Consider the following 18,832-nt stretch of genomic DNA (forward strand, 5'->3'; position numbering starts at 1 on the left):
TTTCCCGGCCTTATGTAAATGACGGATAACAGAACAGACTCATACGCCAATCGTATGAGCCTGCAAGTGCGCGATGACCTGCGTGACCAATGGGTTGGGCCGTTCGCTATTCCACGCCACCGCCGTCGTCACCACGTTGAGCTTTTGTGTCAGCGCGCGCAGCACCACATTGTCCGGTGCAAGTTTCTTCAGGGACGCCGGCACCAGGGCAATGCCCTGGCCACAGCTGACGAACGCGATTTGCGATGCCACGGAACGCACCTCATGCAGCACGCGCGGCGAAAACCCGCTGGCGCGACACGTGGCGATCAGGTTGTCGAAATACACCGGGCTGACCCTGCGCGAGAACATCACCAGTGGCTCGCTGGCCAGGCTCGACAGACTGATGCGAGTGCGCGTTGCCAGCGGGTGGTCGCTGGGCAAGGCCACCATCAGGCGATCCTCGAGTAATGGCAGCGACTGGATCGCGGGGCCCAGGTCGCCGTCGAGCCGCGCAAAGGCCAGGTCGATATCCCCCGCCTCCAGAGCGGGCACGGCCTCGACACTGTCAATCTCGCGCACCGACACGGTGAGGTGCGGGTAGTGCTGTTTGAGTTGGTTGATCAACCCCGGCAACACATCAAACATCGCCGTGGAAATCGCGCCAATGGTGAGCAGGCCCGACTGCCCCGCCACCGCCTCCTCGACCGCCAGCTCCAGGCGTTCCAACTGCTCGGCGAACTTGCGCACCGCCGGCAGGATCGCCGCGCCTACCGGCGTGAGTTTGGCGCCGCGCCGCGAGCGTTCGAACAAGGTGACCTTGAGCGCCTGTTCCAACACCTGGATCTGCTCGCTCAACGGCGGTTGCGACATGCCCAAGCGCTTGGCGGCACGGCCGAAATTCTGTTCTTCGGCAACGGCGAGGAACAGCCAGAGGTGGCGAATCAGGCGAAAGTTGATCATAGGCTCGGCGTATGCAAAGTGAGGTTGAGCGCCAATATACCTATCTAAACCTGCTCTGAAACCATCCAGCTGACAAAGGCCTGCAGGCGCGCAGAAAACGCTGCGCATTCGGCACTCGGGTTGCGCGCTTCAAACAGGAAGTAGGCGATCTGGACACGCATCGACGGGTAATGCTGCACGAATAACGCCACGTGCTCTTCAAGGGTTTGCGGCCAGCCCGACGCATCTGCCGCGCGCAGAATGTGCGTCGACCGAATCAACTTGCGCGCCGCTTCGCGTTGCAGGCGAAGTCGCTCGGGTGGCGAGCTGGCGTGTTCAATGCGTGTGAGGTAACCGCTCAACACCGGCTCGAAGTCAGCATTGAGCGCCATGGCGATGTCACGTGAGGGCCGAAACGGCTCAAAGCGCAGCGACAGATCATCGCCCCACACGCAACGACAATGGTGCTTGAGCCAGAAGCCCCAGCGGTTGCGGTTCTCGGGCGCCAGCACCTCGGCGCGGTGGCCGATGTCGAAGTCGATCTTGCTCACCACCTCGTGCCGTTGCTCCAGGGCCTGGCGCAGCTGTTCCAGCGCCTCAAGCACGTGCGCATCCGGCGGATCAGTCAGCACCAGCGTCACATCAAGGTCGGACTCGCCTGGGCTGGCATCGCCCCTCGCGACACTGCCGTAGAGGTAAAGGCTGTGCAAGCCCAGCCCTGCGCCTGCCAGCGACTCGCGCACATCGGCCAGCAGCGGTTGGAATTGAGCTTGAATGGGCGCATCGGCAATGATCAGCACACAACCATTGGCATCGACACCTTGAGGCGCGCTCATGGGCGATGCACCTCAATCACCAGGCCTTCCGACTCACTGGGCACACAGAAATGGCGCGTGATCAGGTCGAACTCGGCATCCGTGGCGGCAAAATCATGCTCGCCCTGAGCATTGCGCGCATGCAAGCGAGCGCGGCAGGTGGCGTCATCCAGTTCCAGGTAATGCAGGCGGTGCGGCGCTTGAGCCGCGTGTGCCAGCCCCAGCAACCATTCACGGTTGGCCAGTGTGTTCGCCGGAAAATCGAGCACCACATTGATGCCTGATTGCAGCAGATTGATCACCAACGGCCCCACCACCGCGCGAACACGCTGGGCGCAGCGCAGGTAATCGGCAATCGACACAATCTCACCCGGATAGAGCTGCGCCAGCCACTGGTCTTCGCTGAGCACAAAGGCCGCGTGTTCGGCGGCCAGGGTGTGAGCCAGGGTGGATTTGCCAGAGGCAATCTTGCCGCACAACAGATGCAGGGTTGGCATGGAACGGTTCCTTATGTCGGGCCACCCAGCATGCCATTTTTTCACGCCGAACGACGCTGCCAATACTCAAAAAATGCCAGCGCCGCGACATTCTTGTCTTTGGCTTCCAGCATGATGTCGAAGCGCTCGAGAAACTGCAGCGCGTAGTCATTGGTCCAGCGGTTCCACATTTGCGCGCTGTGGGCGTACAGATCGCGCTTGGCGACCACCTTCAGCAGCGCGCCCATTTCCAGCTTGTGCTCGGCGTCAAACCCCAGCGCTTGCAGGCTTTCCTGGGGCTGGGAGTAATGCATCGTCGGGCGTACGCCGCGCCAGCTCTCGATGACGCGGGCAACCCGCGGTGAATCGGGGTCGATGTATTCGTCTTCGTTGATCCAGCAGTGATGAATGTCCAGCACCACCGGTGCCAGGTCGGCGACTTGCAGACAGTGGTCCAGGCCGTAGGTTTTTTCGTCGTTTTCAAAGGTGATGCAGTTACGCGCCACCTCGGACAAGCGTGACCACACCGCGCGGGTGCCCTCAACGCCTAAACGGCCGGCGATATGGACGTTGCACTTGAGGTCCTGAAAGCGGCGGCCGTAGCCCATCATGCGGATCATGTCGGCGTGGTATTCGAACTCGGCCACGCTGTTTTCCACCACACCGGGGTTGTCCGAGCCCAGCACGCAATATTGCCCAGGGTGGAAGGACAACCGGATATCCGAGGCGCGAGCCAGGTCGCCGATGGCGGCGAACCCTTCGCTCAACTGACGCACAAGAGCCGGGTCCTTGTAGACATCCGCCACTTTCGGGTGGCTGTAGAACGGCAGCAGGTCACTGCTCAAGCGCAGCATGCGCAGCGTCGCAGGCAGCTCGGCGACATACGCCAGCAGGCGCAATTGCGCCGCGAGGTTGTGGGTCACCACCTCGACCAATTTGCTCCGGGCGACCTGAGGTTCGACGCTCTCCATCCAGCGCAGGGTGGTGGTACGCGGGTTGTAGGGGCCTTCGATTAACTTGAGCGCACTGGCTGACGGCAGGCGTTCAGGGTGCTTGTACTGGCAGGCAAAGCCGATGCGAGGATGGGTCATGGTAAGGCCAGGTAATGAGTGATCGTGAGCACAACAGAATGTTAGGCGCGTGGCGCCGCCAGGGGTTCATTCAACCCGCGTCTTGCGTGAATCAAGTTGAATCCCGGTTTCGCCGGGCGGTCACCTATAAGGAACGATAACGCAATGGAGGTGATGATGAACCTTGCAATGACACTCTTCAGCCTGTTTGCCGGTTGGATGGCGATTGTGTTCTCCATGACGTGGGGCCTGTTGCGCGTCCTGCGCTGGCACCATGCTTAGCACCTCCGACGGGCGCTATTTTGTGGTCAAGGGCCAGCTGTGGCGCTGCACCAACCCCGCGCTGGATGAAGCCACGCGGCAGCGCTGGGTCAACGCCTTGATGGACGCGCGCCGCGCCGTCAAGTCGGCCAAGGCCAGCGGCGACGCCAGCCAATTGCGCGCGGCTCGCCAGCAGGTGCAGCAGGCCAAGGTCGCACTCGGTGAGCGTGGCCCGGTGTGGTGGCGCGATGGCAGCCCGGACTACAACCGTTACCAAGTGGCCAATACGCCGTATGCGGCGTGGTTTGAAAAACATCTCGACACGAAGCCCCACTGAACTTTCTTACAAATGCCAGGCTCCTTTCCTATGCGAAGTCACCGTGCCCTGATCCCAGGGTGCTGAACGATAAGGAGCCGCCACCGACATGACTACCCTCCCCGCCTATCCCACCGTCAGACCTGGCCCGCTGCACTCGATCCTGCTGGCCGGCAGCGTGCCGTTGTTTTTGGGTGCCTTGCTCAGTGACATTGCCTACGGCCAGACTTACCAGATCCAGTGGGCCAACTTTGCGTCCTGGCTGATCGCCGGCGCGCTGGTGTTCAGTGGCTTTGCGCTGTTGTTTGCGCTGGTCAACCTGCTGCGCGCCGAACGCAAGGCCGGGCGCCCGGCGGCCTATTTCCTGCTGCTGTTGGCGACGTGGGTGCTGGGGCTGGTCAACGCCTTTCAGCACGCCAAGGACGCCTACGCGATGATGCCTGGCGGACTGATTCTGTCGGTGATTGTCACGGTGCTGGCCATTGCCGCAACGTGGATCGGCCTGACTAACCTGCGCTCGGGAGTTGCCCAATGAAACCACTCCACACCCTGAGCGTATTGAGCGCCGCCCTGTTGCTGACCGCCTGTGGTGGCGAAGGCGACAAGACCCAGGCCCGCGGCCCCGATCCGAAATTGCCCGAGCAACAAAGCAGCCTGCTGCCGAGCATGAAAATTGCCGAGCCAGCACCCTGGGGCGAGCAGAAACCCAAGGTGCCCGAGGGCTACAGCGTTACCGCCATCGCCACCGACCTGGCTATCCCGCGCCAGACCCTGGTGCTGCCCAACGGCGACATCCTCGTCGCCGAAGGCCGTGGCGGCAGCGCGGCCAAGCTCAAGCCCAAGGACGTGATCGCCAGCGTGATCAAGGCCGAGGGCAACACCAAGGTCAAGGGCGGCAACCGCCTGACGCTGCTGCGCGACGCCGACGGTGACGGCACCTACGAACTGAAGACAGTATTCGCCGACAACCTCAACGCGCCTTATGGCCTGGCCTACGCCGACGGCAAACTCTACGTCGCCAACCAGGACGCGCTGGTGCGCTTTGACTACACCGACGGCCAGACCAAAGCCAGTGGCCCGCCGACCACAATCACCGACCTGCCGGCGCAGATCAACCACCACTGGACCAAGTCCCTGGCAGTGAGTGAGGACGGGCGCCAGCTGTACGTGGGCATCGGCTCCAACAGCAACATCACCGAGCGCGGCATGGAAGTGGAAATCGACCGGGCGATGGTCTGGCAGATCGATGCCGCCACCGGCGCGCACAAACCCTACGCCACTGGCATTCGCAACCCGACCGCGCTCACGATTCAACCCGGCTCCGGGCAATTGTGGGCAGTGGCCAACGAGCGTGATGAACTCGGCCCGGACCTGGTGCCGGACTACCTGACGTCGGTGCGTGAAGGTGCCTTTTATGGCTGGCCCTACAGCTACTGGGGCCAGAACGTCGACCCGCGCGCGCAACCGCAGAACCCGGCGAAAGTCGCCGCTGCCATCAAGCCCGATTACAGCCTGGGCTCCCACGTTGCAGCGTTGGGTGTGGACTTTTCCATCCCAGCGATGGGTGAGAAATTCGCCGACGGCGCGTTTGTCGGCGAGCATGGCAGCTGGAACCGCGATAACCCGGTGGGCTACAAGGTGATCTTCGTGCCCTTCAGCAATGGCAAACCGGCGGGTGAACCGATTGATTTTGCTACCGGTTTTCGTGGCGATGACGGCAAGACACGTGGTCGCCCAGTGGGTGTGACGGTGGACCCCAAAGGTGCGCTGATCATCGCCGACGACTTGGCCAATACCATTTGGCGCGTAACGCGTAATCGCTAGCCCGTACATGACAGGGGCGATTCGCCCCTGTCAGCCCTCACCATGCCATTGCATTTCAAGCCAGGCCAGCAGCGCCGCAACTTCGCTGCGCGGGCCCGCGCCTTGCTGCGTGTAGAGCGAAATCGCCTCGCGCGGTGCGTGGCGCCAAAACGTATGTCCGTAAAATTCGGACGGTGGGCTATCCGTTGAAAGCAGTGGAGATCGATCGCCGGCGTTGCTGTTCGCTGCCGTAAGGCGTTAAAAGCTGTTGACTTGATTGCTTTAGGCAACCATATAATTGCTTAGGGCAACCAATCGAGCACAGTCATGACCACGACCCTTGTCGAACGCGCCGCGATCATTCGCGGTTTCAACCGTTTTTACACCCATCAGATCGGCGTGCTGCAGGAACACTTGCTGCAAAGCGATTTCTCGCTGACCGAAATCCGCGTGATGTACGAACTCTCCTCCCGTGGCGACCTGACCAGCGCCGACCTGTGCCAGATGCTCGGCCTTGATGCGGGCTACTTGAGCCGGCTGATCAGCGGCTTCGAAAAGAAAGGGCTGATCCAGAAAGTCCGCTCCGTCACCGATGCGCGTGCGGTGCAACTGCACCTCAGCGACCTCGGTCGATCAGTGCTGGCGCCGCTGGAAAACCAGACCCAACAGGAAGTCATCGCCTTGCTCCAGGCCTTGCCCGAGCAGCAACAGCAGCAACTCACGGCGTCGATGCAGCGTATCCAGACACTGTTGCAAGGCGGCACGCCAAGTTACCTGCTGCGCGACCCGCAGCCCGGCGATATGGGCCTGGTGGTGCAACAGCAATCGGCGTTGTATGCGCGTGAGTACCACTGGAATTGGGAGTTTGAAGCGTTGGTATCGGAGATTGTCGCCAAGTATTTGCGCGAATTCGACCCGAGCGCCGAGCGTTGCTGGATCGCAGAGAAGGACGGTGAAGTGGTGGGTTCAATCTTCGTGGTGCGCCATGACGAAACCACCGCCAAGCTGCGCATGCTCTACGTGGACGCCAGTGCACGGGGCATGGGCATCGGTCAGCGACTGGTGGAGGAATGCCTGCGTTTTGCGCGCAATGCCGGTTACAAAAGCATGCTGTTGTGGACGGTCGACGCGCTGACCGATGCGCGCAAGCTGTATCAGAAAGCCGGCTTCCGCCTGGTAGACGAAGAAGCGACGGTAAGCTTTGGCAAATCGTTGATCAGTGAAACCTGGGCCCGCGAGCTGTAAGGCGTTCCCGCGCTGTCGCCAGCGCGGGCGTTTGCGCGGTTAGAGGTCAGTGATTTCTTTATGGCGCGGCACCAGCGCCTTCATCACGCTCCACGCCACCAGGTAGGCCAGGGCACAGATCGCAAACATGATCATGTAGCCGGTGTGGATGTCGTTGATGGACTTGTAGTAGTCGAACACCCAGCCACCGATCTTGGTCATCACCACACCGCCCAAGCCACCGGCCATGCCGCCGATGCCAACCACCGAGGCCACGGTTTTTTGCGGGAACATATCGGACACGGTAGTGAAGATGTTGCACGACCACGCTTGGTGCGCCGAGGCGCCCACACCGATCAGCAGCACCGGCACCCAGAAGCTCAGGTAGCCAAAGGGCTGAGCCAGCAACACCACCAGCGGGAATAGCGCGATCACCAGCATGGCTTTCATGCGCCCGTCGTAGGGTGCATCGCCACGGGCCATGAAGTAGCTGGGGAACCAGCCGCCGCCGATACTGCCGACCATGGTCATGCTGTACAGCACCGCCAGCGGCATCACGATATCCGCGCCTTTCATGCCGTATTGCGCCGACAGGTAAGTGGGCAGCCAGAACAGGAAGAACCACCACACGCCGTCAGTCATGAACTTGCCAAAGGCAAAAGCCCAGGTCTGGCGGTAGGTCAGCAGTTTGAACCACGAGACTTTTTTCGCAGCAGCACCCACAGGCTCTGGGGTGAACGGCTGCACTGTCTGGTCGCTACGAATGTAGGCCAGCTCTTCGGCCGACAAGCGTTTTTGCTGCTCCGGTTTTTCGTAAACCGCAGCCCACACCGCCACCCAGATGAAGCCCAACATGCCGATGACCATAAAGGCCGCTTCCCAGCCCCATATGCCGGCAAGCAAGGGCACGCAAATCGGCGCCAGGATCGCCCCCACGTTAGCCCCGGAATTGAAGATACCGGTGGCCAGCGAGCGTTCTTTTTTCGGGAAGTATTCGGCGGTGGCCTTGATCGCGATGGGGAAGTTGCCCGCCTCGCCAATCGCCAGCACGGCGCGTGACAGCATGAAACCGGCAATCGACACCGGGATCACCGCCAGGCCGATAGCGCCGCTGACCGCAGCGATGCCCTCACCCATCGGCACCGAAAACGCATGCATGATGGCGCCGGTGGACCAAATGCCAATCGCCACCACGTAGGCGGCCTTGGTGCCGATCTTGTCGACGAAGCGTCCGGCAAACAGCATGGAAATCGCGTAGACAAACTGGAACACCGCCGCGATGTTGGCGTAGTCCGTGTTGCTCCAGCCAAACTGCGTCGACAGCTGCGGCGCGAGAAGGCTGAGGACCTGGCGGTCGAGGTAGTTGACGGTAGTGGCAAAGAACAACATCGCGCAGATGGTCCAGCGATAGTTGCCGACGGCCGTGCCGACGCGATGGGCGTTGATGGGCTCATTCAAATTCATGGCATCACTTTTTATTTTTGTTAGGTAGGACATACGTAACGTCATATGTCGTCGTACAACTGTGACTTTTATATCGGGCCGCCTACCCGGTGTCAATCTCGAAGATTGCCTTTTAACGAGGGATTACGCAGATCTGAAAGTACTTAACTACGTGCAGTTGTAGGATGACAAATCCTGAATACCCGGCTGGGTGCTTTGCCGGGCACATCATCAAGCAGGCCGAAGGGCTGCATACCGAGCTTTTCCAGCACACGGATCGACGCGGCATGATCCGGCCGCACCAACCCGAATACCTGAGGCAAACCCAGCGTTTGAAACGCCATCGTCAGCGCATCGCGGCCAAGCTCGGTGGCATGGCCTTGCCCCCAGGCATCGACCGCAAAGCGATAGCCCAGGTTGATGCGCCGCTCGGTCAGGTAATTGAGCGGCGCCACGCCGCCAAAGCCGATGAGGTGATCGGGCGCCTCGCGGCGGGCAATGGCCCACCAGCCATAGCCCTGGCTGGCCCATTGTTCGAGCCAGTGGCTGAGCAAGCGTTGCGCGTCGTCGAGGCTGGCCATTGGACCACTCGGGTTAAACAGGTTTGTCTGCGGGTCGCCGAAGATCGCGAACAATCGGTGCACATCGCTGGTCTCGGGCTTGCGATAGATCAGGCGGGAGGCGGTGGCAGGCATTCTGATAATTCCCTGGTCAGGTCGTGAAGTTCAATTCATCTGCAAAAAAAGGTAAATAGCGGTGAATTATTTCATGTCCGCTTGTATCTGAACTGACAGAGCGGTGCCATCGCAACGATGGCACCTCCCCTGTTCTGTTTTAGAGTGGCCCGCATGAAATTACGTAAGAAAAGCGTCAAACCCATCGGATTGAAAGACATCACCATCGTCGACGATACCAAGGTGCGCAAGGCGATTACCGCCGCCGCCCTGGGTAACGCCATGGAGTGGTTCGACTTTGGTGTCTACGGTTTCGTCGCCTATGTGCTGGGCAAGGTGTTCTTCCCGGACGCCTCGCCGAGCGTGCAAATGATTGCCGCCTTGGCCACCTTCTCGGTGCCCTTCCTGATTCGCCCGCTGGGTGGCCTGTTCTTCGGTGCGCTGGGTGACAAATACGGACGGCAGAAAGTCCTCGCCGCAACCATCGTCATCATGTCCTTGAGCACCTTTGCCATCGGCCTGATTCCCGGGTATGCCTCGATTGGCATCTGGGCACCGATCCTGCTGTTGCTGTGCAAAATGGCCCAAGGGTTCTCGGTAGGCGGTGAGTACACCGGCGCCTCGATCTTCGTCGCCGAGTACGCCCCGGACCGTAAACGCGGGTTCCTCGGCAGCTGGCTGGATTTTGGCTCGATTGCCGGTTTCGTGCTCGGCGCTGGTGTGGTGGTGCTGATTTCGACGATCCTCGGTGAAGCCGATTTCGAAGCGTGGGGCTGGCGCCTGCCGTTCTTCCTCGCCCTGCCTTTGGGCATTATCGGCTTGTACCTGCGTCACGCGCTGGAAGAAACCCCGGCCTTCCAACAGCACATGGACAAGCTTGAACAAGGCGACCGCCAAGGCCTGACCCACGGCCCCAAGGTGTCGTTCAAAGAGGTGGCTACCCAGCACTGGCGCAGCCTGCTGACCTGCATCGGTATCGTTGCGGCCACCAACGTGACGTACTACATGTTGCTCACCTATATGCCGAGCTACCTGTCGCATAACCTGCATTACAAAGAAAACAGCGGCGTGCTGATCATCATCGCGATCATGGTCGGCATGCTGTTCGTGCAGCCGTTCATCGGTTTTGTCAGCGACAAGATTGGCCGTAAACCCTTCATCATCGCCGGCAGCGTCGGGCTGCTGTTCCTGTCTATCCCGGCGTTTATGTTGATAACCAGCGGCAAAATCGGCCTGATTTTCGCCGGTCTGCTGATTCTGGCCGTGGTGCTGAACTTCTTTATCGGCGTGATGGCCTCCACGCTGCCAGCTATGTTCCCTACCCACATTCGCTATAGTGCGCTGGCCAGCGCGTTCAACGTCTCGGTACTGATCGCCGGCCTTACCCCCACTGCGGTGGCGTGGCTGGTGGAAAGCACCAACGACCTGTACATGCCCGCCTACTACCTGATGGTGTTTGCGGTGGTCGGCTTGATTACCGGCCTGACCATGAAGGAAACCGCGAACAAGCCGTTGCGCGGCGCGGCGCCAGCAGCGTCCGATATGGAAGAAGCCAAGGAAATACTGCAAGAGCACCATGACAATATCGAGCAGAAGATCGAAGACATCGACGCCGAAATTGCCGCTCTGGAAGCCAAGCGCCAGAACCTGGTGCAGCAGCATCCGCGAATCAACTGATACCTGACCGTGCGTGGCGGCCCCCGCCGCCACGCCTTTGGAGTGCCCAAACATGGTTCCAAGCGTCACCGCAGCCCACTCTTTACTCAGCGCGGACGAACGCGCCGCCATCGCCGAAATCGAAGCCACCACCAGCATTCTGCAACTGGTAACCCGCCTGACCGGCATGCGCTTTGCCGGCATTGCCAAATTCACCGACCTTGAATGGGTGGTGTGCTCGGTCCATGACCCGCTGCACATGGGGATTCATGTCGACGACGTACTCGACCTGGAAACCACCCTGTGCAGTGAGTTCTGCGTCGACCCGCAGGCACTGTTCATTCCGCAGATCAGCCAGAATGGCCGCTTTGCCACCCGCCCGGTGGTCAAGCAGTACGCCATCGAAAGTTACGCCGGCGCGCCGATCTTTCTGCCCGATGGCCGCTTGTTCGGCGCGCTGTGTGCACTGGACTCGCGGGCGATGCTGTTTGACGACCCCAACCTGCCGGAAACCCTTAGCCTGTTTGCGCGGCTGATTGGCTGTATCTTCTTCGCTAACCTGACAACGCCTGATCAGTAACCGCCGCCCTGCCCCGCAGTGCAGCAATATCGCGCTTTGGCGGCACGCCAAACAATCGGCTGTACCCACGAACTGTAAAGGGCTTTCATAGCCCACAGCGCAAGTAGGCTGGTGGATTTGGCTTTCCAATCGGCAATCGATTCGGGTGCCACCCTGGGTATCGCCAGCCTGTCGGCTTACCTGACCTCGCGGCGTGCTACAGCGACCTACGTGAGCCGCCGCGCTACCTGAAAAACTGACTCGGGGTTTTGCCAAACTGTTTCTTGAACATGCTGGTAAACGCGCTCGGGCTCTCATAGCCCAGTTCGATGGCCACATCGATGATCTTCTCCCCCACCGCGATGCGTTCCAGCGCCAGCAGCAACCGCGCCTGCTGGCGCCATTGGCCGAAGGTCAGGCCGGTTTCCTTGCGGAACAGGCGCTGGATGGTTTTCTGGTCCAGGTCCAGGCGATCACTCCAATCGGCGACTGTCGAGGCATCACCCGGCTCCTGCTGCAGCGCCTGGCAGATACGGTTGATGCGCAGGTCGGCCGGCTGGGGCAGTGACAACGGCAAGGCCGGCAGGATCGCGAGTTCGTCGAGGATCAAGTGCATGATTCTCGCCTCGCGCGAGTCCTCGGCATACGGCGGCTTCAAACTCACCGAGGCTTTGATCAGCTCACTCAGCAACGGCGACACACTGACGGTCTTGGGCTCGCTCGGCAGATTGGGGAAACGGTCCGGGCGCACAAACACGCTGCGCATCTTCAACGTGCCCACGCAACGCAGCGAATGCACCTGCCCGCTGGGCATCCAGAACCCGCGATTGGGCGGCACCGTCCATTGGTTCAACGCCGAATACACCACCATCACGCCTTCGACGGCGTACAACAGTTGATGCTTTTCGTGACTGTGGTCGGGGATCACCCAGTTTTCGGGGTAATCGGTCGCGGAACTGATGACAGCCCAGTCGCCCTCGTCGATCTCCCGCAGAAATACATCCAGTGGTTTGATGATTTCGCCCTTTTTGCGATGGTTGGCGCCCGAATTACGCGAGACAGGCATTTTCAGCGAATCTAGCATAAACGCCGCAACATTTAGAAACGGGCAGCGCGCTAAAGTACGCACTGCCCCTGTTCGCTGCCTTGTATGGAATGCCTGCATGTCGAGCCTGACCGCGCCACCCGCCACTGCAACCGCTACGCCGCAAATAAGCCCCTTGGTCATGCGTGTCCTGGGCGCCTGCGCCCTGGCGCACATGATCAACGACCTGATCCAGGCCGTGCTGCCGTCGATCTACCCGATGCTCAAGGCCAACTACGGGCTGAGCTTTACCCAGGTCGGCCTGATCACCCTCACCTTCCAGTTGACCGCGTCCTTGCTGCAACCCTGGATCGGCTACCACACCGACCGCTATCCCAAGCCCTGGCTGCTGCCGGCGGGCATGGTGTGCACGCTGATCGGCATCCTGCTGCTGGCGTTTGTCGGCACCTTCCCGTTGATCCTGCTGGCGGCGGCGCTGGTCGGGGTCGGGTCGTCGACCTTCCACCCGGAAACCTCACGCGTGGCACGCCTGGCCTCGGGCGGGCGCTATGGCCTGGCACAATCGACCTTCCAGGTCGGCGGCAACACCGGCAGCGCGTTCGGCCCGTTGCTGGCGGCGGCGATCATCATTCCCTACGGCCAAACCCATATCGCCTGGTTCGGGCTCTTCGCCGTGTTCGCGATCATGGTGCTGTATGGCTTGAGCCGCTGGTACCGCCACCACCTCAACCTGTTCAAACTCAAGCAAGGCGGCAAGGCCACCCACGGTTTGTCCAAAGGCCGCGTGACATTTGCCCTGGTGGTACTGGCGTTGCTGGTGTTCTCCAAGTACTTCTACATGACCAGCCTGACCAGCTACTTCACCTTTTACCTGATCGAGAAATTCCACCTGTCGGTGGCCAGCTCGCAGATGTACCTGTTCCTGTTCCTCGGCGCGGTGGCTGTCGGCACCTTTGCCGGTGGCCCGATTGGCGACAAGATCGGCCGCAAGAAAGTCATCTGGTTCTCGATTCTCGGCGCCGCGCCCTTCACCCTGGCCCTGCCCTACGTCGACCTGTTCTGGACCGCCGTGCTCAGCGTGGTGATCGGCTTCATCATCGCCTCGGCCTTCTCGGCCATCGTGGTCTTCGCCCAGGAACTGGTGCCGGGCAATGTCGGGATGATCGCCGGGATCTTCTTCGGCCTGATGTTTGGCTTCAGCGGGATTGGTGCCGCGCTGCTCGGCTTGCTCGCCGACAACCACGGCATCGAGTACGTCTACAAAATCTGTTCGTTCCTGCCACTGGCGGGCATCCTGACGATCTTGCTGCCCTCGACCAAAGGCGTCTGACCGGCCGATCATCGGCTGGCCGTGTGCTATCACGCGGAATGCTCTGAAAAACCTGCGTGTGCGCTTACAATCCCGATTTTCAAGCGCACACCCAGGCAGACCCGGCACGACATGACGCTCGACCCTCCTACGATTCTGATATTGACCATCGCGCTGGCTGCCGCTGCTGCCCTCTATCTGGCGGTGGAATGGCGCAGTGTGCGCGAGCCTTCGCTGCTGTTCTGGGCGGCAGGTTTCGCGATCATCAGCGTCGGCTCCACCCTGGCCCTGCTGCGCAGCAACGGCCTGTTGATGATCGGTATCTGGTTTGCCAACGGCTTGCTGGTGGCCGCGCACTGGCTGTTTTTGCTCGGCGTGGCACGTTTTACCCAGGTGCGCTTGTCGCGTGCGTGGCTGCTGATGCTGGTCGCCTGGCTCGGCGTGCTGCTGTTGCCCAGCGACCTGGCGTGGTCCAAGGCCATGCTGATGGTCAACTCATTGCTGGTCGCGTTGCCGACCTTGCGCGCCAGTTTCCTGCTGCGCCCCCACGGCAGATCCCTGAGCATCGGCGCGGTGCAACTGCGCTATGTATTGCTGCTTCACGGCGCCTTTTATATGGCCAAGGCGCTGTCGGTAATCATCCCCGGCACGCTGATCGATCTTGCCGCGTTCAAGGGCGAAATCATCCAGGTTTCCTTGGTGGAGGGCGCAATGGCGATCATGTTGATCGCGTTGTCGATGACCGGCTCCGAGCGCTACCGGCGTGAACAGCAGATCGCCCGGCTGGCGGCCCGTGACCCGCTGACGGCGCTGTACAACCGCCGCGCCCTGGATGTGCGTGCGCCGCAGCTGTTGGCCCAGGTATCGCCGCAACAGCCGGGAGCTTTGTTGTTGATCGATATCGACAACTTCAAACTGGTCAACGACCTCTACGGGCATATCGCTGGCGACCGTTTGCTGATTGCCCTGAGCGAGATGATCCGCACGGTGGTGCCCGAAGGCGCGCTGGCGGCCCGCTTGGGCGGAGATGAGTTTGTGATCCTGTTGACCAAGGCCTCGACCGCCCAGATCGTCGAACTGGGCAGCCGCTTGCGTGAGCAGTTCCAGCAGTTGGCCGCACACACCTTCACCACCCCGGTACCGGTAACCCTGAGCATCGGCGCCAACCTGTTCGACCAGCCACCGCCGAGCCTGACGGCGCTGATCGAACAAGGCGACACCACACTCTACGAAAGCAAACGCGGCGGGCGTGACAGCATTCGGCTGGTGGACCGAACGGGAGCCGGTTCGTACGGTTAATGGCTTCCTGTGGCGAGCGGGCTTGTTGTGGCGAGCGGGCTTGTTGTGGCGAGCGGGCTTGCCCCGCATTGGGCTGCGCAGCAGCCCCATAAAGGACGCCAAGTTGTTTCAGGGACACCGCGTCGGCAGTTCTTTGGGGTTGCTGCGCAACCCAACGCGGGGCAAGCCCGCTCGCCACTGGCAGCCCGCTCACCACCGCTAGCCCGCTTACCACTGCCAGCCCGTTCACCACCGCTAGCCAGGCTGCCAGTGCGGGCTTGCTTATTGCCCAAGGTTGGCGACTCTCAGGAGGGCGCGCGGGTGCTCGGCGCTTGGCGGCAGAACCCATTCACGACGATGTAAAGCAACGGTCCCACCGACACAAACACCGCCGTCAGCAAAAAATACGGCACCAGCGACGCCATCGACCGCCCTCGCCCGCGCGCATCCCGATACATCCACACGCACGCAAGTACCGCCATCAGGTACAGGTCAATCACTACCTGCGCGGTGTCCGGCCGCGACATCAATTCCCGCCCAAATTCCAACAGTGACTGCTCGGCCGTGAGCATCGTAGCCAAGGTGTACAACGAAAACCCGAGCAAACCGGCCAGGGCTAAATAAGGTCTGCGCATGGTGCCTTCCTTGAAATGATCGAGGCTCAACATAGTGATAAGGTTGCGCCTCTCGCAATGACCTCGGAGGTCATGATCAGGCCATGGACACCCCTTCTACTGCCGGCCAGCACCTGCGCCAATTGCGTCGACACGCCAAGCTCAGCCAGCTGGACCTGGCCTTGATCACGGGCGTTTCCCAGCGCCATCTCAGTTGCATCGAAACCGGCCGGGCCAAGCCAGGCCCGGGCACTTTGCATACTCTGCTGACGGCGCTGCTGGCCCCGCTGGAGTACTGCAACCAGGTGTTCCTCGCCGCCGGATACGCGCCGCGTTACACCGCCACTCCGCTCGCCGCCCCGGCCATGGCCGCCGTCCGTGACGCCGTCAGCCATGTGCTGCACGCCAACAATCCCGCCCCGGCGATTCTGCTGGACAGCGAGTGGCAAGTGCTCGCCGCCAACGCCAGCACCGGCCTGTTGTTTGAGCTGGTCGGGATTGAGCCGAATGCCGCCCAAGGGCTGAACCTGCTGACCACGCTGTTACAAACCGGCGGCCTGGGCGATCACCTGATCAACGCCGAAGAAATCCGCACCGTCGCCTGGCAACGCGCAACCCGCGAAGCGCTGGGTAATCCTGCACTGGCCGGGTTACTGGCCCGTTTGCCGGTGCCGAGCAGCACGCAGTTGCCCAATGAAATGCCGCCGCTGGTGTTCACCCGCATCCGCTCAGATCGCGGTGAGCTGAATTTCCTGTCGACCTTCACCACCTTCGGCATGCCCCAGGACATCACCCTCACGTCACTGCGCATCGAACATCTGATTCCAGCTGACGCGCCCACGTGGCAAGTGATGCGCGCCGCTTACGCGGAGTATGCGGCGCTGGTTTTGTGAAATATCTGTACGTAGACTGCCGCCATACCTCCCACTTGAAGGCGGCGAAAAAAACGTGATGCAAGTTACCGAAGTCTCCATTGCCCAATTGCGCGCGGCGCTTGAAAGCGGCCAGACCACTGCCGTTGAACTGGTCCAGGCTTACCTGGCGCGGATCGAGGCCTATGACGGCCCGCAGACCGCGACCAAATTGAACGCCGTGGTGGTGCGCAACCCGCAAGCACTTGAAGAAGCCAAGGCCGCCGATGCGCGCCGGGCCAAGGGCGAAACCTTGGGGCCATTGGACGGCATTCCCTATACCGCCAAGGACAGCTACCTGGTCAAAGGCCTGACGGCGGCCTCCGGCAGTCCGGCCTTCGCCTCGCTGGTGGCGCAGCGCGACGCCTTCACCATCGAGCGCCTGCGCGCCGGCGGCGCTATCTGCCTGGGCAAGACCAACATGCCGCCGATGGCCAATGGCGGGATGCAGCGCGGCGTTTATGGCCGTGCAGAAAGCCCGTACAACGCTGACTACCTGACGGCACCGTTTGCCTCCGGCTCGTCCAACGGCGCGGGCACCGCAACGGCTGCCAGCTTCGCCGCCTTCGGTTTGGCCGAGGAAACCTGGTCGAGCGGCCGCGGCCCGGCGTCCAACAATGGCCTGTGTGCCTACACGCCATCGCGCGGGATCATTTCCGTACGCGGCAATTGGCCGCTGACGCCAACCATGGACGTGGTAGTGCCGTACGCACGAACCATGGCCGACCTGCTCGAAGTACTCGACGTCGTGGTCGCCGAAGACACCGACACGCGCGGCGACCTCTGGCGCCTGCAACCGTGGGTGCCGATTCCGAGCGTGGCGTCGGTGCGCCCGGCCTCTTACGCTGAGCTGGCTGTGGGCAGCGAATCCCTGGCCGGCAAGCGTTTCGGCGTGCCACGCATGTACATCAATGCCGACCCCGAGGCCGGCACCAGCGAGAAACCCGGAATCGGCGGGCCAACCGGGCAAAAGATCCACACCCGTGCCAGCGTGATCGACCTGTGGCACGCCGCGCGCCAGGCGTTGGAAGCGGCCGGCGCCGAAGTGATTGAAGTCGACTTCCCACTGGTCTCCAACTGCGAAGGCGACCGTCCTGGCGCGCCGACGGTGTTTACCCGTGGCTTGGTCTCCAAGGAATTTTTGCACGACGAATTGTGGGAGCTGTCGGCCTGGGCGTTCGATGATTTCCTGCGCGCCAACGACGACCCGGCGCTGAACCGCCTGGCGGATGTCGACGGGCCGAAAATCTTCCCGCACGACCCTGGCACCCTGCCCAACCGTGAAGACGACCTGGCCGCCGGCATGGACGAATACGTGCGCATGGCCGAGCGCGGCATCACACCGTGGAACGAAATCAGCACCGTGCCGGATGGCCTGCGCGGGCTGGAACAGACCCGACGCATCGACCTGGAAGACTGGATGGACGCACGGGGGCTGGACGCGGTGTTGTTCCCGACCGTGGCCGATGTCGGCCCGGCCGATGCCGACGTGAACGAAGCCTCGGCGGATATCGCCTGGAGCAACGGCGTCTGGGTGGCTAACGGCAACCTCGCGATCCGCCACCTGGGCGTGCCGACCGTCACCGTGCCGATGGGCGTGATGGCGGACATCGGCATGCCCGTAGGGTTGACCTTCGCCGGACGTGCCTATGACGATTCGGCGCTGCTGCGTTTTGCTTCCGCGTATGAAGCCACCGGCAGCAAACGCCTGATCCCGCCGCGTACACCACCACTGGCAGCAGGCTAAACACGGTTCAATTGTGGGAGCGGGCTTGCCTGCGATAGCGGTCGATCAGTCAGCCTATTTTGCACTGACAGACCGCCTTCGCGGGCAAGCCCGCTCCCACAGTTTTGAATGCATTTCAGGCCACGCCGATCAGCAGCTGGCTAAGCCCGCTCCAAATGTGGGAGCTGGCTTGCCTGCGATAGCGGTGGATCAGCCAGCCTATTTTTCACTGATAGACCGCCTTCGCGAGCAAGCCCGCTCCCCAGTGTTGACTACATTTCAGGCCACGCCGATCAGCAGCTAACTAAACACGCTCCAAATGTGGGAGCTGGCTTGCCTGCGATAGGGGTGGATCAGCCAACCTGTTTTTCACTGACAGACCGCCTTCGCGAGCAAGCCCGCTCCCACAGTGTTGACTGCATTTCAGGCCGCGCCGATCAGCAGCTGGCTAAATACACTTCAAATGTGGGAGCTGGCTTGCCTGCGATAGCGGTGGATCAGCCAACCTGTTTTTCACTGAAAGACCGCCTTCGCGGGCAAGCCCGCTCCCACAGTTTTGAATGCATTTCAGGCCACGCCGATCAGCAGCTGGCTAAGCCCGCTCCAAATGTGGGAGCTGGCTTGCCTGCGATAGCGGTGGGTCAGCCAACCTGTTTTTCACTGACAGACCGCCTTCGCGAGCAAGCCCGCTCCCACAGTGTTGACTGCATTTCAGGCCGGGCCGGTCAGCA

General features: G+C 61.5%; 18 protein-coding genes and 1 pseudogene. 10 read left to right on the plus strand and 9 right to left on the minus strand.

Features of this window, described 5'->3' with window-relative positions; translation table 11 throughout:
* Positions 1-39: 39 nt before the first annotated feature.
* Genes AACW30_RS18785 through uvsE form a run of 4 tightly spaced genes read right to left on the minus strand, consistent with a single transcriptional unit; the run spans position 40 to position 3,303 of the window.
* Positions 40-942, minus strand: a complete 903-nt coding sequence (locus AACW30_RS18785) for a LysR family transcriptional regulator (protein ID WP_200625613.1) — start codon at positions 940-942, stop codon at positions 40-42.
* 44 nt (positions 943-986) lie between these two features.
* Positions 987-1,757 (minus strand): nucleotidyltransferase domain-containing protein, encoded by a 771-nt coding sequence (locus AACW30_RS18790; protein ID WP_200625614.1) that lies wholly within the window; start codon positions 1,755-1,757, stop codon positions 987-989.
* Positions 1,754-2,233, minus strand: coding sequence for an AAA family ATPase (locus AACW30_RS18795; protein WP_200625615.1), 480 nt, complete (start codon positions 2,231-2,233; stop codon positions 1,754-1,756). Before AACW30_RS18795 ends, AACW30_RS18790 begins: the two co-directional genes overlap by 4 nt.
* A gap of 41 nt (positions 2,234-2,274) precedes the next feature.
* Positions 2,275-3,303 carry a UV DNA damage repair endonuclease UvsE gene (gene uvsE, locus AACW30_RS18800; protein ID WP_200625616.1) on the minus strand — a complete coding sequence of 343 codons (1,029 nt, stop codon included), beginning with the start codon at positions 3,301-3,303 and terminating at the stop codon, positions 2,275-2,277.
* A gap of 253 nt (positions 3,304-3,556) precedes the next feature.
* Between uvsE and AACW30_RS18805 the strand changes: the two genes are divergently transcribed.
* From AACW30_RS18805 to AACW30_RS18820, 4 genes are all read left to right on the plus strand, one after another.
* On the plus strand, positions 3,557-3,880 hold the full coding sequence (locus tag AACW30_RS18805; RefSeq protein WP_200625617.1) for a hypothetical protein: 324 nt from the start codon (positions 3,557-3,559) through the stop codon (positions 3,878-3,880).
* Positions 3,881-3,968: 88 nt separating this feature from the next.
* The gene (locus AACW30_RS18810) at positions 3,969-4,394 is read left to right on the plus strand and encodes a DUF2231 domain-containing protein (RefSeq protein WP_119740040.1); all 426 of its coding nucleotides are present in this window, start codon (positions 3,969-3,971) and stop codon (positions 4,392-4,394) included.
* A complete protein-coding gene (locus tag AACW30_RS18815; RefSeq protein WP_200625618.1) occupies positions 4,391-5,683 on the plus strand; it encodes a PQQ-dependent sugar dehydrogenase in 1,293 nt (430 codons plus the stop codon). The genes AACW30_RS18810 and AACW30_RS18815 overlap by 4 nt, the downstream gene beginning before the upstream one ends.
* A 306-nt stretch (positions 5,684-5,989) precedes the next feature.
* Entirely contained in the window at positions 5,990-6,907 is a 918-nt protein-coding gene (locus AACW30_RS18820) for a bifunctional helix-turn-helix transcriptional regulator/GNAT family N-acetyltransferase (protein WP_119740036.1), read from the plus strand.
* Positions 6,908-6,946: 39 nt separating this feature from the next.
* Here the strand turns inward: AACW30_RS18820 and AACW30_RS18825 are convergent, their stop codons facing one another.
* A complete protein-coding gene (locus tag AACW30_RS18825; protein WP_200625619.1) occupies positions 6,947-8,350 on the minus strand; it encodes an MFS transporter in 1,404 nt (467 codons plus the stop codon).
* 143 nt (positions 8,351-8,493) lie between these two features.
* On the minus strand, positions 8,494-9,024 hold the full coding sequence (locus AACW30_RS18830) for a GNAT family N-acetyltransferase (protein WP_200625620.1): 531 nt from the start codon (positions 9,022-9,024) through the stop codon (positions 8,494-8,496).
* A 153-nt stretch (positions 9,025-9,177) separates the two neighbouring features.
* Between AACW30_RS18830 and proP the strand changes: the two genes are divergently transcribed.
* Entirely contained in the window at positions 9,178-10,680 is a 1,503-nt protein-coding gene (gene proP, locus AACW30_RS18835; protein WP_179608315.1) for a glycine betaine/L-proline transporter ProP, read from the plus strand.
* 52 nt (positions 10,681-10,732) lie between these two features.
* Positions 10,733-11,239 carry a GAF domain-containing protein gene (locus AACW30_RS18840; RefSeq protein ID WP_106579000.1) on the plus strand — a complete coding sequence of 169 codons (507 nt, stop codon included), beginning with the start codon at positions 10,733-10,735 and terminating at the stop codon, positions 11,237-11,239.
* Here the strand turns inward: AACW30_RS18840 and AACW30_RS18845 are convergent.
* A pseudogene (locus tag AACW30_RS18845) lies at positions 11,214-11,335 on the minus strand (AraC family transcriptional regulator); the annotation flags it as partial. The gene AACW30_RS18840 and the pseudogene AACW30_RS18845 overlap by 26 nt on opposite strands.
* 127 nt (positions 11,336-11,462) lie before the next feature.
* Positions 11,463-12,284 (minus strand): AraC family transcriptional regulator, encoded by an 822-nt coding sequence (locus AACW30_RS18850; protein ID WP_106578999.1) that lies wholly within the window; start codon positions 12,282-12,284, stop codon positions 11,463-11,465.
* 97 nt (positions 12,285-12,381) lie between these two features.
* On the opposite strand from AACW30_RS18850, the gene AACW30_RS18855 reads away from it, so the two are divergent.
* Together AACW30_RS18855 and AACW30_RS18860 are read left to right on the plus strand one after the other, a co-directional pair.
* A complete protein-coding gene (locus AACW30_RS18855) occupies positions 12,382-13,593 on the plus strand; it encodes an MFS transporter (RefSeq protein WP_119740027.1) in 1,212 nt (403 codons plus the stop codon).
* 111 nt (positions 13,594-13,704) lie between these two features.
* Positions 13,705-14,871, plus strand: a complete 1,167-nt coding sequence (locus AACW30_RS18860) for a GGDEF domain-containing protein (RefSeq protein WP_200625621.1) — start codon at positions 13,705-13,707, stop codon at positions 14,869-14,871.
* A 284-nt stretch (positions 14,872-15,155) separates the two neighbouring features.
* Here the strand turns inward: AACW30_RS18860 and AACW30_RS18865 are convergent, their stop codons facing one another.
* Positions 15,156-15,485, minus strand: a complete 330-nt coding sequence (locus AACW30_RS18865; RefSeq protein ID WP_200625622.1) for a DUF2834 domain-containing protein — start codon at positions 15,483-15,485, stop codon at positions 15,156-15,158.
* Positions 15,486-15,568: 83 nt separating this feature from the next.
* On the opposite strand from AACW30_RS18865, the gene AACW30_RS18870 reads away from it, so the two are divergent.
* Both AACW30_RS18870 and AACW30_RS18875 read left to right on the plus strand, forming a co-directional pair.
* Positions 15,569-16,357: a helix-turn-helix domain-containing protein gene (locus AACW30_RS18870; RefSeq protein ID WP_200625623.1), complete on the plus strand. Its 789-nt coding sequence runs from the start codon at positions 15,569-15,571 to the stop codon at positions 16,355-16,357.
* A gap of 55 nt (positions 16,358-16,412) precedes the next feature.
* A complete protein-coding gene (locus AACW30_RS18875; RefSeq protein ID WP_106578994.1) occupies positions 16,413-18,122 on the plus strand; it encodes an amidase in 1,710 nt (569 codons plus the stop codon).
* Positions 18,123-18,832 lie beyond the last annotated feature (710 nt).

Origin of the sequence: Pseudomonas sp. MF6747 (assembly GCF_963890955.1) — a bacterium.
In the GTDB taxonomy this organism is placed as follows: Bacteria; Pseudomonadota; Gammaproteobacteria; order Pseudomonadales; family Pseudomonadaceae; genus Aquipseudomonas.

What these genes read in the sequence shown, in the direction of transcription:
- AACW30_RS18785 (WP_200625613.1), bottom strand. Translation starts at nt 942, where the DNA reads ATGATCAACTTTCGCCTGATTCGCCACCTCTGGCTGTTCCTCGCCGTT.
- AACW30_RS18825 (WP_200625619.1), bottom strand. Translation starts at nt 8,350, where the DNA reads ATGAATTTGAATGAGCCCATCAACGCCCATCGCGTCGGCACGGCCGTC.
- AACW30_RS18810 (WP_119740040.1), top strand. Translation starts at nt 3,969, where the DNA reads ATGACTACCCTCCCCGCCTATCCCACCGTCAGACCTGGCCCGCTGCAC.
- uvsE (WP_200625616.1), bottom strand. Translation starts at nt 3,303, where the DNA reads ATGACCCATCCTCGCATCGGCTTTGCCTGCCAGTACAAGCACCCTGAA.
- AACW30_RS18870 (WP_200625623.1), top strand. Translation starts at nt 15,569, where the DNA reads ATGGACACCCCTTCTACTGCCGGCCAGCACCTGCGCCAATTGCGTCGA.
- AACW30_RS18820 (WP_119740036.1), top strand. Translation starts at nt 5,990, where the DNA reads ATGACCACGACCCTTGTCGAACGCGCCGCGATCATTCGCGGTTTCAAC.
- AACW30_RS18855 (WP_119740027.1), top strand. Translation starts at nt 12,382, where the DNA reads ATGTCGAGCCTGACCGCGCCACCCGCCACTGCAACCGCTACGCCGCAA.
- AACW30_RS18840 (WP_106579000.1), top strand. Translation starts at nt 10,733, where the DNA reads ATGGTTCCAAGCGTCACCGCAGCCCACTCTTTACTCAGCGCGGACGAA.
- AACW30_RS18805 (WP_200625617.1), top strand. Translation starts at nt 3,557, where the DNA reads ATGCTTAGCACCTCCGACGGGCGCTATTTTGTGGTCAAGGGCCAGCTG.
- AACW30_RS18815 (WP_200625618.1), top strand. Translation starts at nt 4,391, where the DNA reads ATGAAACCACTCCACACCCTGAGCGTATTGAGCGCCGCCCTGTTGCTG.
- AACW30_RS18795 (WP_200625615.1), bottom strand. Translation starts at nt 2,233, where the DNA reads ATGCCAACCCTGCATCTGTTGTGCGGCAAGATTGCCTCTGGCAAATCC.
- AACW30_RS18860 (WP_200625621.1), top strand. Translation starts at nt 13,705, where the DNA reads ATGACGCTCGACCCTCCTACGATTCTGATATTGACCATCGCGCTGGCT.
- AACW30_RS18790 (WP_200625614.1), bottom strand. Translation starts at nt 1,757, where the DNA reads ATGAGCGCGCCTCAAGGTGTCGATGCCAATGGTTGTGTGCTGATCATT.
- proP (WP_179608315.1), top strand. Translation starts at nt 9,178, where the DNA reads ATGAAATTACGTAAGAAAAGCGTCAAACCCATCGGATTGAAAGACATC.
- AACW30_RS18850 (WP_106578999.1), bottom strand. Translation starts at nt 12,284, where the DNA reads ATGCCTGTCTCGCGTAATTCGGGCGCCAACCATCGCAAAAAGGGCGAA.
- AACW30_RS18865 (WP_200625622.1), bottom strand. Translation starts at nt 15,485, where the DNA reads ATGCGCAGACCTTATTTAGCCCTGGCCGGTTTGCTCGGGTTTTCGTTG.
- AACW30_RS18830 (WP_200625620.1), bottom strand. Translation starts at nt 9,024, where the DNA reads ATGCCTGCCACCGCCTCCCGCCTGATCTATCGCAAGCCCGAGACCAGC.